This is a genomic window from Methylocella tundrae (assembly GCF_038024855.1).
Taxonomy (GTDB): Bacteria; Pseudomonadota; Alphaproteobacteria; order Rhizobiales; family Beijerinckiaceae; genus Methylocapsa; species Methylocapsa tundrae.
On sequence record NZ_CP139089.1, the window covers coordinates 1,869,836 to 1,882,899 of the forward strand.

A 13,064-nucleotide genomic window follows, 5' to 3' on the forward strand; every position below is an offset into this window, starting at 1 on the left:
CTGTCCGCTCGCGCCATGACCGCGTCGCCTGCGCCCGGAAAGCCCTGGCTCTCCCTCATCGGCATCGGCGAGGACGGCGTCGACGGCCTCACTCCTGCCGCGCGAGAGCTGCTCGCGCAAGCCTCAATCGTCATCGGCGGCGCGCGCCATCTCGCGCTCGCCGGTCCCCTCGACGTCGAGACGATGATCTGGCCATCTCCGATCACGCAGGCCCTGCCCCGGATTCTGGCGCGGCGGGGGGAGCCGGTCTGTGTCCTTGCATCCGGCGATCCGTTTTTCTACGGCGTCGGCGCCCTTCTTTCGGCGCATGTCGCGCATGATGAAATGCTCTGCATTCCGTCGCCCTCGGCCTTCAGCCTCGCCGCGGCAAGGCTGCACTGGAGCCTGCAAAACTGCGATCTTATTTCACTCCATGGGCGCGACTTCGAACGCATCATCCCCGCCATCCAACCCGGCGGAAAACTCCTGTGCCTCTCCTGGGACGAGACGACCCCGCCACGCATTGCAACGCTTTTATGCGAGCGAGGACTGGGGACGTCACGCATCACCGTCATGGAGGCGATGGGCGGCGAGAGAGAACGCATCCGGTCGAGCCTTGCTGAGGCCTTCGATATTGAGGAGATCAATCCGCTCAATCTGGTCGCCGTCGAAATTCCGCTTGAGCCGAGATCATGTTTTTTGCCGATCGGCGCCGGATTGGACGACGGCCTGTTTGAGCATGACGGTCAGCTGACCAAGCGCAATATCCGCGCCTTCACTTTGTCGGCGCTGACGCCCCGGCGCGGGGATCTGTTATGGGATATCGGCGCAGGCTCCGGCTCGATCGCCATCGAATGGCTGCTGCTCGACCCCGCCAATCGCGCCATAGCGATCGAAGCGCGCCCTGACCGGGCAGAGCGAATCGCGCGCAACGCCAGACATCTTGGCGCGCCGCAAATCGACGTCATTTGCGGCAAGGCGCCGGGTGCTCTCTCGAAGCTGCCGCCGCCGCAAGCAATCTTCATCGGCGGCGGCTCCAGCGATCCCTCCATCTTCGAGGCGGCTTTCGCGGCGCTGGCGCCAGGCGGGCGGCTCGTCATGAACGCCGTGACGCTTGAGGCTCAGGCGGAGCTTTTCCGCCGCTTCAAGACGCATGGCGGCGAACTGACGAAAATCGAGATCGCACGGGCCGATCCTCTTGGCGGTTTTCACGGCTGGCGCCCGGCCATGCCCATCACGCAATGGGCGGTGACGAAATGAAAATCGCAATCGGCGTCGGATGCCGAAAAAATTGCGCCAGCGAGACCATCGTGGCGCTGGTGCGCCGCGCCATCGCCCGCGCGCATTGCGAGGGGTCGGCCGCCGCTCTTTATTCGCATCAGGCGAAGGACTTGGAGCCCGGCCTGATCGAGGCGGCGGCAAAGCTTGAAATGCCGCTCGTCTTTCTTGATCCCAAGCTTCTCGACGAGGCGGCTCCACGAGCAGTGACACGATCGGAAAAAGTCATCGACATGTTCGGCCTGCCGTCGATCGCCGAGACCGCCGCGCTGGCCGGGGCGGGCGCCGGCGCCGAACTGATCCTTGCCCGCATCAGCGACTCCTGCGCCAGCTGCGCTATCGCGAAAGAGCGTCAGTCATGACCATTCATTTCATCGGCGCCGGACCCGGCGCGCCCGATCTCATCACGGTGCGCGGCCGCGATCTCATCGCGCGCTGCCCCGTCTGTCTTTTTGCCGGCTCGCTTGTTCCGCGCGCGCTGCTGGAGCATTGCCCGGCGGGCGCGCGGATCATCGACACCTCGGCCATGGACCTTGATCAGATCGAGGCCGAATTTTTGCGCAGCCATGAGGCGGGCGAGGACGTGGCGCGCCTGCACTCAGGCGATCTTTCGATCTGGAGCGCCATGGGCGAACAGCTACGCCGCCTCGACCAGCTCGCCATTCCCTATACGATCACGCCCGGCGTTCCAGCTTTCGCCGCCGCCGCGGCGGCTTTGGGCACGGAACTCACCTTGCCGGAGGTCGCGCAATCGCTCGTGCTTACCCGAACGCAAGGGCGCGCCTCGTCCATGCCGGCGCGTGAAACGCTCGCGGCTTTCGCCGCGACGCGAACGACGCTCGCAATCCACCTTTCCATTCACGCCATCGACCGCGTGGTCGCGGAGCTGACGCCCCATTACGGCGCCGATTGCCCCGTGACGATCGTGTTTCGCGCGTCCTGGCCGGACGAGACGATTTTACGCGGAACGCTCGCAACGATCGCCAAACAGCTCGCCGCCGCGCCGATGGAGCGCACCGCTTTGATCTTCGTCGGCGAGGTTCTTAAGGCGCGCGATTTCCGCGAGAGCGCGCTCTACGACAAGGATTATCAGCGCCGCTTTCGCGGGGGAGAGCGATGAGCTTTCCGCGCGGCCTTCTGATCGCCGCGCCGCGCTCCGGCAGCGGCAAGACCGTGCTGACCCTTGGTCTGATGCGCGCCTTCAGGAACAAGGGCCTTGCCGTCGGCGCCGCCAAATGCGGGCCGGATTATATTGATCCGGCCTTCCACGCCGCCGCCACCGGGCAAAACAGCGTCAATCTCGACAGCTGGGCGATGGCCCCCCCGCTTCTGTGCGCCCTCGCCGGCGCCGCCAGCCTGACAAAGGATGGCGAGCCTTGCGATCTTGTGCTCTGCGAGGGCTCGATGGGGCTTTTCGACGGCGTCATCGCGCCGCCCGGGCGCAGCGGAGCATCGGCGGACGTCGCGGCGGCGCTCGGCTGGCCGGTTCTCCTCTGCGTCGACGTAAGCGGCCAGGCGCAATCGGCCGCCGCCGTGGTCAAGGGCTGCGCGACCTATGATTCGCGTATTAACATCGCCGGCGTCGTTTTGAACCGCGTCGCCAGCGAGCGCCACCGAAGGCTCGCGGCGCAAGCGATTGCAGCGCTGGGCGTTCCCGTCCTCGGCGCCCTGCCGCGAACGACAAAAATCGACTTGCCGGAACGTCATCTCGGACTCGTTCAGGCGGAGGAAATCGCGGGTCTCGACGCCCTGCTTGACGCCATCGCGGCCTTCGTCGGCGCGCATTGCGATCTCAACGCCATTGGCGCGTCGGCCCGCGCGGGATCTTTTCCCGAGCAGGCGCCGGTCGCCGCTCTGCGCCCGCCAGCGCAGCGCATCGCCATCGCGCGGGATATCGCATTTTCTTTTCTCTATCCGCATATTCTGGAGGGCTGGCGCAGGCTCGGCGCGGAACTCAGCTTCTTTTCGCCTCTGGCCGATGAGGCGCCTCCCCCTGACTGCGACCTCTGCTGGCTTCCCGGCGGCTATCCCGAGCTTCATGCCGGCAAGCTCGCCGCCTCCGGCCAGTTTCTCGCGGGGCTCCGCCGATTTGCCTTGACGAGGCCGGTGCATGGCGAATGCGGCGGCTATATGGTGCTGGGCCAGAGCCTCATCGACAAAGCCGGCGAGGCTCACGCGATGGCAGGGCTGCTGTCTCAAAGCTTCAGCTTTGCAGAACGCAAACTGAATCTTGGCTATCGGGACGCGCGGCTGGCCGCCGCCCACCCGCTTGGCGCCGCTGGATCGAGCCTGCGCGGCCATGAATTTCATTATGCGACGACATTGGCCGCCAGCGAGACCGACGCCCCCTTCGCTCTGGTTCGGGACGCGCATGGCGGCGCCGAACGCATGGAAGGCGGCCGGCGCGGGCAAACGAGCGGCAGTTTCTTTCACATCATCGCCGCCGCATAGATCGCGCCGGAGCATTTGTGCGGCTGCGACTTCTCGCCGCCGCACCGGCTGAAACGGTCAAGTCGGGAGGCGCCCCGGGGCGGACGGCAAAATGCTGCACTTGCGAAATTACTCGGGCGCAGGCATATATGGATGACGAGAGAAGGCCGATCCACGCCAATTCGACGTAGTTCGAAACCGAGCAGGAATAGCGCCGCGGGTGTTGTCGAAAGGCCGATCGGCCCCGCGACAGCCCGCTCTGTCATGCTCACGGCATCTTCTCTGTCAATCTTAACGAACAATCAAGCCAAAGCGCTGAAGACGCCGCTTGATTGGCGCCGCTGCGTGACCCTGTTCGCGGCGCGGCTGAAAATAAAAGGTCAATGAGGCCCAACTTCATGAACAAGCCGATCAGACGGTCAGACCGTCAACATACGATCAAGCTCCCGGACGGTGAGCTGTTTCAGCTTCGCTACGTGCGTCCCGACGACGGGGCGCGTCTCGAAGAGATGTTTTCCCATGCCTCGCCGGAGGACATTCATTTCCGCTGCCTCGGCGCCGTGCATGATTTCGCCGGTAAAATGGCCGAAAAATTCACAAGCCTTGATCCGGAAACGGAGGCGGCCATCATCGCGACAACCCTGCCGGAGTCGGGCCCCGAGGAAATCTTCGGCATCGTGCACATCGCACAAGAGCATGCAGATTCCGAAACGGCCGAATATGACATTATGGTGCGCTCCGACTTCAAGGCGCACGGCCTCGGATATCAGCTCATGACCGAAATCCTTCTCTGCGCGAGACGGCGCGGGCTGAAGGCGGTCACGGGGACCATTTCCGCGGACAACTTCAAGATGCTGCAAATGGTGGCCGAGCACGGCTTCCGTTCGCGGCGGACCGAAGACAACGCCGTCGAGGTCCGCGTCGATTTCGCCGAACTCGACGCGCGCCTCGAAGCTGAACTTTCGGGAAGCTGAGGGCGCCCCCGGCGGCTCGCGCTCCGTGTTTCGATGGATGCATTGACGCAGGCGTGCGTTGACAGGCGCCCCGGCGATCAACTCTAGTCAAATGGTCAGGACGCCGGAGCAGGATCGAAGAGGAATATTGATCAGGCTCACTGCGTCCTGCGTTTGACGCGTGACTTTGTTCGAGAGGCTTGTCTCTCCTGCGGGTTCGTGTTTCCAGGGATCTGCATGAGAGACGACGAAGCCAATCGCTTTTCAGCTCGCGCGGCGCGCTACGCCCGCGTCGGCGCGAATGTCGGAGGGGTCGCCGCGCGCATCGCCGGGGCGCGCCTCATCGGTTCGCGCGGCGGCGACGCCGGCAACGCGGCCGCCCTGGCGCGAGCGCTCGGCGGTCTCAAGGGTCCAATGATGAAGGTCGCCCAGATGATGGCGACCATCCCGGACGTGCTCCCGCCCGAATATGCAGACGAACTGCAAAAGCTGCAGAGCGATGCGCCGTCGATGGGCGCGGCTTTCGTCAAGCGGCGGATGCAGGCCGAACTCGGGCCGGACTGGCGGGAGCGTTTCAAAAGCTTCGAGCTGCACCCCGCGGCCGCGGCCTCGCTCGGTCAGGTCCATCGGGCCGTCGCCGAGGATGACGCTCCGCTCGCCTGCAAGCTGCAATACCCCGATATGAAATCGGCCGTCGAGGCCGACCTCAGCCAGCTCGAAGTCTTGTTCGCGGTGCACCGGCGTCTCAACCCCGTCATCGACACGCGGGAAATGACGCAGGAGATCGGCGAGCGCGTCCGCGAGGAGCTCGACTATGAGCGCGAGGCGAAGCATGCGGCGCTCTACGCCGGCATTCTCGCGCATTTCGACGACATTCGCGTGCCGCGCATCCGCAGCGACCTTTCGACTGCGCGCCTTCTCACGATGGATTGGCTCGAAGGCGGCAAATTACTCAGTTTTACCGGAGCGGACGAGGCCGCGCGGGCGCGCATCGCGGCGGCGATGTTCAAGGCCTGGTGGATTCCGTTCAGCCAGTTCGGCGTCATCCACGGCGATCCGCACCTTGGCAATTATACGGTTTTCAACGAGCGCGGGCATTCGGCGGATGATGTCGCAAGCGCGGCAGGCATTAACCTGCTGGATTATGGCTGTGTCCGCATTTTCACGCCAAAATTCGTCGGCGGCGTGGTGGATCTCTATGAGGGCCTGCTCCACAATGATTTTCCGCGCACATTCCATGCCTATGAGACCTGGGGATTTCAGGGACTGACCAAAGAGTTGGCCGAGATCTTGAACATCTGGGCGCGATTCATCTATGGGCCTCTGCTCGACGACCGCGTGCGCACTGTGGCCGATGGCGTCGCCCCGGCGCAATACGGCCGCAAACAGGCCTTTCTCGTGCATCAGGCCCTGAAGAAAAACGGGCCGGTCCGGGTGCCGCGCGAATTCGTCTTCATGGATCGCGCCGCGATCGGCCTCGGCGGCGCCTTTCTGCATCTCGACGCCCGCTTAAACTTCCATCGCATGTTCAATGAGGCGATCGGAGTCTTTTCGGCCGAGGCGTTGCGCGAACGCCAGACAGCCGCCCTCGCCGCCGTCGGGCTCGCGTCGCCGGATTGATCAAAACATCTCTCGGGAGGCCCCTCGCCTTAATGCAAAATTGTCGCGCTTTCCCGCTTGCCCTCTTGCATGGGGAGGGATTCATTGCCAAAGCTTCGTGGCCAAAGCTCATGGCCAAAGCTTCGCGGCCAAAGCTTCGCGGATGTCACATCGGGAGGAGACTGATCAATGACGAACGATCACGCGCAACCCATCAGCACCTCGGGCCTCGATTACGAGGAACATGAAAAAACATATAAAATGTTCTTGCGCCTGCTCACTTTCAGCGGCGCCGGAGTGGCTGGCATCCTTATTTTATTGGCCATCATAGCAGGCTAAGCTTTCCATCCGACCGCCGGCGCCCGCCGGCCGCACTGAGCCTCTGGCCTCCAAAGCTCGATGACAATCGGAGAATTTTATATGCGCATAGCCGTCCAAGCCGAAAACGACGCCATTGAGAGCCGCGTCGCGGCGACCCCCGAGACGGTGAAATCGCTCGCCGCGCTCGGCGCGGAAGTCACGGTCGAGACGGGCGCCGGCCGCAACTCCGCGATATTGGACGAAGCTTACGCCGCCGCCGGAGCGACGATCGCGCCCGACGCCGCCACCGCTGTAAAGGACGCCGACGTCGTGCTTCGGGTGCGCCGGCCGACAGCCGCGGAACTCGCCGGCGTCAAACCCGGCGCCGTCGTCCTCGCCATTCTGGACCCTTACGACCACATTGACGCATTGCAGTCGCTCGCCGGCGCCGGCGTCAGCGCGTTTGCGATGGAGCTGATCCCGCGCATCACGCGGGCTCAAACGATGGACGTGCTGTCGAGCCAGGCCAATCTCGCCGGTTATCGCGCCGTCATCGACGCCGCCTCGGCCTATGAACGCGCCATTCCCATGATGATGACGGCCGCCGGCTCAGTCCAGCCGGCCCGCATCTTCATCATGGGCGTCGGCGTCGCGGGCCTGCAGGCGATCGCGACGGCGCGGCGGATCGGCGGCGTCGTGACGGCGACCGACGTCCGGCCAGCGACCAAAGAGCAAGTGCTCTCGCTCGGCGCGAAATTCATCGCCGTTGAGGACGATGAATTCGCCGCGGCCGAAACCGCGGCCGGCTACGCCAAGCCGATGTCCCCCGAATATCAGGCAAAGCAGGCGGCCCTCACCGCCTCCCATATCGCCAAGCAGGATATTGTCGTCACGACCGCGCTCATTCCCGGACGCGCCGCTCCGATCCTCATCACCGCGGAGATGGTGCGCTCGATGCAGCCGGGCTCGATCATCATCGATCTCGCCGTCGAGCGCGGCGGCAATTGCGAGCTCTCAAGGCCGGGCGAGACCGTCGTCACCGATAATGGCGTCAAGATCATCGGCAATCTGAACGTCGCCGGGCGCGTTCCGGCCACGGCATCGGCGCTTTATGCCCGAAACCTGCTTGCCTTCCTCAAACCCCTGATTGATCCCGAAACGAAAAATCTCGCGATCAACTGGGACGATGAAATCGTCAAGGCGACCGTTCTAACGCGGGAGGGAGCGCTCACGCATCCAAACTTCCAGGCGCCGGCCACAGCGCAGGCGCCCGAGATGCGGGACGACCGCCCTGAATCCTCCGCCCCGACGATCGAGCCGGCCGCTCAGCCCGAGGCCGAGGCTGCGCCCGACGCCTTGGCAGCTCCGGCGGGCGCCGCCAAACCGCGGCAAAGAACGCGATCCGGCAAAGGCGCCAATCAGACCGGGCCGTGACGCCAGAGGTGGGCGGCAAGGGCCGCCAATCAGATAGACCCCGTCAAAATATGACTACCGGAGGGAGAGGCACGGATGGCCAACGAGATCGATCAAGAAGCTCTACAAAGGCTGCATGAGGCTGTCGCGGCGGCGCGCCACGCCGCCGAAAACGCGGAAACCTACGCCGATCAGCTGGCGGGCGGCGCTCATGCCGCGACCGGCGGCGTCATCGATCCGATCGTCTTCCGCCTGGCGATTTTCGCGCTCGCCGTGGTCGTCGGCTATTACGTCGTCTGGTCGGTAAAACCCGCCCTGCATACGCCGCTGATGTCGGTCACCAACGCGATTTCCTCCGTTATCGTCGTCGGAGCGCTGCTGTCGGCGGGCGTCGAGGTCGGCGATCATGCCGGAGAGGGCGCCGGCGCCCTCGCAGCCAAGATTTTCGGTTTCATCGCCCTCGTCCTCGCGTCGGTCAATATCTTCGGCGGCTTTCTTGTCACCGAACGCATGCTCGCGATGTATAAGAAAAAGGGCTGATCGATGAACGCCAATCTCGCGGCCCTGCTCTATCTCGCATCTGGTCTGCTCTTTATTTACGCGCTGCGGGGTCTGTCCTCGCCGGAAACGTCGCGGCGAGGCAATCACGCCGGCATGATCGGCATGGCGATCGCCATTGTCACCACGCTGTTCTATCAGCCGCCGGCGAGCGCCTTTTCCCTTCTCATCGTGGTCGCGGGCATCGCCATCGGCGGCGCCATCGGCACGTGGCGCGCGCGCACCATTCAAATGACGGCGATGCCGCAGCTCGTCGCCCTGTTTCACGCGCTCGTCGGCCTTGCCGCCGTGCTCGTCGCGGCGAGCGCCCTTAACGCTCCGCCGGCCTTCGCGCTCGGCTCGCCAATTCACGCCGGCAGCCTCGTTGAAATGTCGCTCGGGGCGGCGATCGGCGCGATCACCTTCACGGGATCGGTCATCGCCTTTCTGAAACTCGACGGCCGCATGTCCGGCAAGCCGATTCTCCTGCCGCACCGGCACCTGATCAACATAGCTCTCGGCGTTCTGCTCTTTCTTTTCATCATCGCGTTTTCGTCGACCGGCGATCATGTCGTTTTCTGGGCTATCGCCATAGTCGCCTTCGCGCTTGGCGTGCTTTTGATCGTGCCGATCGGCGGCGCCGACATGCCGGTCGTCATTTCCATGCTCAACTCCTATTCGGGCTGGGCCGCCGTCGGCATCGGCTTCACCTTGAGCAATCTCGCACTAATCATCACCGGCGCGCTCGTCGGCTCATCGGGCGCCATTCTGTCCTACGTCATGTGCAAGGGGATGAACCGCTCTTTCATCTCGGTGATCGCGGGCGGTTTTGGCGGAGAAACGGCGGCTCCCGCCGCAGGCGCCGCCGGAGCGGTCGCCGAAACGCGCCCGGTCAAGCAGGGTACGCCCGAAGAAGCGGCGAAACTGCTGAAAGCGGCGAAAAAGGTTATCGTCGTGCCGGGCTACGGCATGGCGGTGGCGCAGGCGCAACATGCGTTGCGGGAGATGGCCGACGTCCTGAAGAAGCATGGCGCGGACGTGAAATATGCGATCCATCCCGTCGCCGGGCGCATGCCGGGCCACATGAACGTTCTGCTGGCCGAGGCCAATGTGCCTTACGACGAAGTTTTTGAACTCGAAGAAATCAATGAGGACTTCAGTCACGCAGACGTGGCTTTTGTCATCGGCGCGAACGACGTCACGAACCCCGCGGCGAAAACCGACCCGAAGTCGCCGATCTACGGCATGCCCGTCCTTGACGTCGAGAACGCCAAGAACGTGCTTTTCGTCAAGCGCGGCATGGGATCGGGTTATGCCGGCGTCGAAAATGAGCTGTTTTTCCGGCCCAATACGACGATGCTGTTCGGCGACGCCAAAAAGGTCGTCGAGTCGATTTTGCGCGCCATGGAATAGCATGTCTCCTCATGGGAAGCGGCGCCGCTTCCCATGAGCGTTTCCAGGGCATGGTCGATCCGGGCCGAACCGATCATGCCGTCGTCCGCCGCGCGGGGAGATTCACCCCTGAAGCAGCTTGAGGACCGTGTCGTGCAGTTCGGCGCTGCCGCTCGAGACGATATCCCCGCCCTGCGTCGCGCTGCCGCCATCCCAGTTCGTCACAATCCCGCCCGCGCCTTCGATGATTGGGATGAGCGGCGCGATATCATAGATTTTGAGCCCCGATTCGATCACGCAATCGACGTGACCCGCGGCCAGCATGGCGAAAGCGTAGCAATCGCCGCCGTAGCGGGAGAGGCGGACCCGCTCCTCGACGCGGCGAAAGGCGGGAAGCTTCGATTCAGCGTAGAGAAGCGGCGACGTGGTCAGCAAAGTCGCTTTCGACAGATCGCCGCAGGCGCGTGTCTTGAGTTTGCGCTCGATCACCTCTCGATTGGCTCCGGGCCCGCGCCAGAGGGCGCCGACGCCATCCCCGACGAAGCGCTCGCGGGTGAAAGGCTGAACGATCATCCCATAGGTTGGGGAACCCTCGCGCAGCAGACCGATGAGGCTGCCCCAGGTCGGCATGCCGGCGATGAAGCTCTTGGTCCCGTCGATTGGATCCAGCACCCAGACATAGTCCGCATCGCTCCGCACCGAGCCGAACTCCTCGCCAATGATGCCGTGGTCAGGAAAGGTTTCGATAATAAGCCGTCGCATGGCCGATTCGGCCGCGTGATCCGCCTCAGTCACAGGATCGAAAGCGCCGCCGACATTTTTGTCTTCAGCGCCGAGAGCGGTTCGAAAGAAGGGCAGAATCGTATCGCTGGCGATATCGGCAAGATTCTCGACGAACGCGGCGAAGTCCACAGCTGTCATGAGCGTGCTTTTCCTGAGCCCCTGCGGGGATGGTTGGAGCTAACGCTCGTTGACACGGCGGGCCGCCCGCCGCAAGTGAATCTGGCGGTCTGTAAACTGGGGCGGCTTTTTTCCGAATTTATTCAAACAAACACGCCCCCGCGCGCGACGAAGGTCAAAAATTCAATATAAATCAAGCGATTGAGCCTTCTTGACGCAGGCGTCAAAAAATAGGTCAACAGGGCTTGCTTTTTGTGCGCTGCACGTGCATATTATTGCGGTGCGGCAACGTTGTTGCCGCCGATGCCCTCCTTGGGCGTTTCCTCCCTAGACTTGGGCCGCTTGTGGTAACGCAAGCGGCCTCTTTATTTTTGGCCGGAGCGCAAAAGCTTTTCCTGCTATCGTCGACCCCGGAATATGCGACGAAAAACCGGAATGCCTTGCGCGCCAGCGTTCGCAAATAAAGTTACGAGACCGCATTTTGCGCGGCCTCGTCGTCAAGTCGCCCGAAAAATCCGAGCCACGGCATAGCCAAACCATCACCATTCCGATAAAATGATGAGCGGCCCTGATAGACCTCTTCGCTTTGCTGTTTTAAGGATTTTCCCTGGAATTGCGTTTGGCGCTTCTTGGCTTTGAGCTTTTTAGTGCGCCGCACTTTAGTTAGATCACCCCGCGGCAACTGGATCGTCGCGACGCTCTCTTTAGGCCCCTCCCTAGACTTGAACCGCTACTGGCAAAGCCAGTCGGCCTCTTTACGTTCTTGGCTCGCGCTCCGGCTTTTTGCGGCATCCGGATTTTGCGTTCGCTGATGATAAGCGCCGCGCGAGCAACTGGATTTCTCCGGCTACGGCAGCGCTTACAAATGTTACGGTAGTGCATTTCTTCGTGAATGAAAAGACGCCCTGCGACAAATCGACCATCTTTTTATCGCGTCAGTTGCGTCACGCCATTGGAGCACGCTGCGCAATAGATTCTATCTACATGGAATCGAAAGACTTTCTTCTCCAATCTGAGCTTGTTCAAAAAGATCATTGAAGCGCCGAGGGCGATCACATTTTTCTCGGCCTTCCGGCTAGAAGGGAATGAGCTCCATTCTCGCTTTTCGCCTGAGCAAGCTACACTGGAAATTGCGTGCCCTTTCTGCCTCCCTGGCTTTGGATCGTCTTCACCATCACGGCGGCAGCGGCGCAAACGTTACGGAACGCCGCGCAGCGTGACCTTCTCGATGACGTTGGCGCCGCCGGCGCCGCTTATGTGCGGTTTCTGTACGGACTCCCATTCGCTCTTCTGTTTCTGGGGGTCGTGGTGGGCCTCACTGGCCGCCATCCCACTCCCATAGGAAGTCACGCGCTTAGCTGGATTTTTGTCGGCGCTTTGGCCCAGGTGCTCGCAACCGGATTGATGCTCGCAGCCATGCGCGAGCGCTCCTTCGTGGTAACGATCGCCTATACCAAGACGGAGCCCTTGCAGGTTGCCTTGTTCGGCTTGGTGTTTCTCGGCGACCGCCTGACTGGCCCGACCGCGCTTTCAATCTTTGTGGCGACGATCGGCGTCCTCGTCCTATCGTGGCCCGGATCCGGGCGGATCCCTTCGCCGAAAACATCGGCCGAGGCGGTTCCAGCGTACAGGAGCCCGGCCATTCTTGGCCTTTGCGCCGGAGCTTGCTTTGCAATCTCGGCGGTCGGCTTTCGCGGCGCAATCCTCGCTCTCGACGGTCCAACGTTCCTCGTCGCCGCGTCGACGGCGCTCGTCATCGGGCTGCTCGTCCAGACGCTGGCGATCCTCTTGCATCTTGGCCTCACCAACCGCCCTTTGCTGCGAGCGATCGCGGCCGAATGGAGGCCGTCGCTGCTCGCCGGCTTTCTTGGGGCTTTCGCCTCCCAATTCTGGTTTCTCGCCTTCGCCATCGATAGCGCGGCCCGCGTACGCACCTTGGGCCTCGTCGAAGTGATCTTCGCGCAGATGGTCTCGCGGCGACTTTTCAAGCAGGGCGCATCGCCTCGTGACGCGCTCGGCATCGCCATGATCGTCACCGGGGTCGTGATCCTGTTCCGCGCCTAGGGCGCTTTCCGATCGAACGGAGCCATTCGATCGATCAGAAATCGCTCCAGATTCAAAAGCTTGAGCATATTCTTGTCGATCAGATCCAACCGATCTGATCGAAATATCCTCCAGAACCCTCTTCTGGGAATCCGCCGCTCTGCGCCCGCCACTGCTTGCGCTTTATTGCATGAGCGCCAATGGCTCCGGCTCAGTCATCTTCGGCACGACATCCGCTCG

Annotated in this window: 13 protein-coding genes; 11 read left to right on the forward strand and 2 right to left on the reverse strand. The window is 62.8% G+C overall.

What is annotated here, in order from left to right; genetic code table 11:
• Positions 1–15 precede the first annotated feature (15 nt).
• The 10 genes from cbiE to SIN04_RS11090 all read left to right on the forward strand — a co-directional run bounded on the left by cbiE (position 16) and on the right by SIN04_RS11090 (position 9,902).
• Complete coding sequence (gene cbiE, locus SIN04_RS11045) at positions 16–1,239, forward strand: precorrin-6y C5,15-methyltransferase (decarboxylating) subunit CbiE (RefSeq protein WP_134489135.1); 1,224 nt, start codon at positions 16–18, stop codon at positions 1,237–1,239.
• Positions 1,236–1,619: a cobalamin biosynthesis protein gene (locus SIN04_RS11050; protein ID WP_134489137.1), complete on the forward strand. Its 384-nt coding sequence runs from the start codon at positions 1,236–1,238 to the stop codon at positions 1,617–1,619. Before cbiE ends, SIN04_RS11050 begins: the two co-directional genes overlap by 4 nt.
• The gene (cobM, locus tag SIN04_RS11055) at positions 1,616–2,377 is read left to right on the forward strand and encodes a precorrin-4 C(11)-methyltransferase (RefSeq protein WP_134489139.1); all 762 of its coding nucleotides are present in this window, start codon (positions 1,616–1,618) and stop codon (positions 2,375–2,377) included. Before SIN04_RS11050 ends, cobM begins: the two co-directional genes overlap by 4 nt.
• Positions 2,374–3,708, forward strand: coding sequence for a cobyrinate a,c-diamide synthase (locus SIN04_RS11060; protein ID WP_341264442.1), 1,335 nt, complete (start codon positions 2,374–2,376; stop codon positions 3,706–3,708). Before cobM ends, SIN04_RS11060 begins: the two co-directional genes overlap by 4 nt.
• 377 nt (positions 3,709–4,085) lie before the next feature.
• Positions 4,086–4,661: a GNAT family N-acetyltransferase gene (locus SIN04_RS11065; RefSeq protein ID WP_166795913.1), complete on the forward strand. Its 576-nt coding sequence runs from the start codon at positions 4,086–4,088 to the stop codon at positions 4,659–4,661.
• 216 nt (positions 4,662–4,877) lie between these two features.
• Positions 4,878–6,260: an ABC1 kinase family protein gene (locus tag SIN04_RS11070; protein ID WP_134489143.1), complete on the forward strand. Its 1,383-nt coding sequence runs from the start codon at positions 4,878–4,880 to the stop codon at positions 6,258–6,260.
• Positions 6,261–6,428: 168 nt separating this feature from the next.
• Positions 6,429–6,578 carry an aa3-type cytochrome c oxidase subunit IV gene (locus SIN04_RS11075; protein WP_134489145.1) on the forward strand — a complete coding sequence of 50 codons (150 nt, stop codon included), beginning with the start codon at positions 6,429–6,431 and terminating at the stop codon, positions 6,576–6,578.
• 81 nt (positions 6,579–6,659) lie between these two features.
• Positions 6,660–7,973 carry a Re/Si-specific NAD(P)(+) transhydrogenase subunit alpha gene (locus SIN04_RS11080; protein ID WP_134489147.1) on the forward strand — a complete coding sequence of 438 codons (1,314 nt, stop codon included), beginning with the start codon at positions 6,660–6,662 and terminating at the stop codon, positions 7,971–7,973.
• Positions 7,974–8,048: 75 nt separating this feature from the next.
• Positions 8,049–8,492, forward strand: a complete 444-nt coding sequence (locus SIN04_RS11085; RefSeq protein WP_134489149.1) for an NAD(P) transhydrogenase subunit alpha — start codon at positions 8,049–8,051, stop codon at positions 8,490–8,492.
• 3 nt (positions 8,493–8,495) lie between these two features.
• Positions 8,496–9,902, forward strand: a complete 1,407-nt coding sequence (locus SIN04_RS11090; RefSeq protein ID WP_134489151.1) for an NAD(P)(+) transhydrogenase (Re/Si-specific) subunit beta — start codon at positions 8,496–8,498, stop codon at positions 9,900–9,902.
• Positions 9,903–10,004: 102 nt separating this feature from the next.
• On the opposite strand, the gene hisN is transcribed toward SIN04_RS11090, so the two are convergent.
• Both hisN and SIN04_RS11100 read right to left on the reverse strand, forming a co-directional pair.
• Positions 10,005–10,802: a histidinol-phosphatase gene (gene hisN, locus SIN04_RS11095; protein WP_134489153.1), complete on the reverse strand. Its 798-nt coding sequence runs from the start codon at positions 10,800–10,802 to the stop codon at positions 10,005–10,007.
• A 445-nt stretch (positions 10,803–11,247) separates the two neighbouring features.
• Positions 11,248–11,439: a hypothetical protein gene (locus SIN04_RS11100; RefSeq protein ID WP_134489155.1), complete on the reverse strand. Its 192-nt coding sequence runs from the start codon at positions 11,437–11,439 to the stop codon at positions 11,248–11,250.
• A gap of 476 nt (positions 11,440–11,915) precedes the next feature.
• Between SIN04_RS11100 and SIN04_RS11105 the strand changes: the two genes are divergently transcribed.
• Complete coding sequence (locus SIN04_RS11105; protein WP_134489157.1) at positions 11,916–12,845, forward strand: DMT family transporter; 930 nt, start codon at positions 11,916–11,918, stop codon at positions 12,843–12,845.
• Positions 12,846–13,064: the final 219 nt, after the last annotated feature.

Coding starts and splice junctions, on each gene's coding strand:
- cbiE (WP_134489135.1), top strand. CDS start 16: ATGACCGCGTCGCCTGCGCCCGGAAAGCCCTGGCTCTCCCTCATCGGC.
- SIN04_RS11050 (WP_134489137.1), top strand. CDS start 1,236: ATGAAAATCGCAATCGGCGTCGGATGCCGAAAAAATTGCGCCAGCGAG.
- cobM (WP_134489139.1), top strand. CDS start 1,616: ATGACCATTCATTTCATCGGCGCCGGACCCGGCGCGCCCGATCTCATC.
- SIN04_RS11060 (WP_341264442.1), top strand. CDS start 2,374: ATGAGCTTTCCGCGCGGCCTTCTGATCGCCGCGCCGCGCTCCGGCAGC.
- SIN04_RS11065 (WP_166795913.1), top strand. CDS start 4,086: ATGAACAAGCCGATCAGACGGTCAGACCGTCAACATACGATCAAGCTC.
- SIN04_RS11070 (WP_134489143.1), top strand. CDS start 4,878: ATGAGAGACGACGAAGCCAATCGCTTTTCAGCTCGCGCGGCGCGCTAC.
- SIN04_RS11075 (WP_134489145.1), top strand. CDS start 6,429: ATGACGAACGATCACGCGCAACCCATCAGCACCTCGGGCCTCGATTAC.
- SIN04_RS11080 (WP_134489147.1), top strand. CDS start 6,660: ATGCGCATAGCCGTCCAAGCCGAAAACGACGCCATTGAGAGCCGCGTC.
- SIN04_RS11085 (WP_134489149.1), top strand. CDS start 8,049: ATGGCCAACGAGATCGATCAAGAAGCTCTACAAAGGCTGCATGAGGCT.
- SIN04_RS11090 (WP_134489151.1), top strand. CDS start 8,496: ATGAACGCCAATCTCGCGGCCCTGCTCTATCTCGCATCTGGTCTGCTC.
- hisN (WP_134489153.1), bottom strand. CDS start 10,802: ATGACAGCTGTGGACTTCGCCGCGTTCGTCGAGAATCTTGCCGATATC.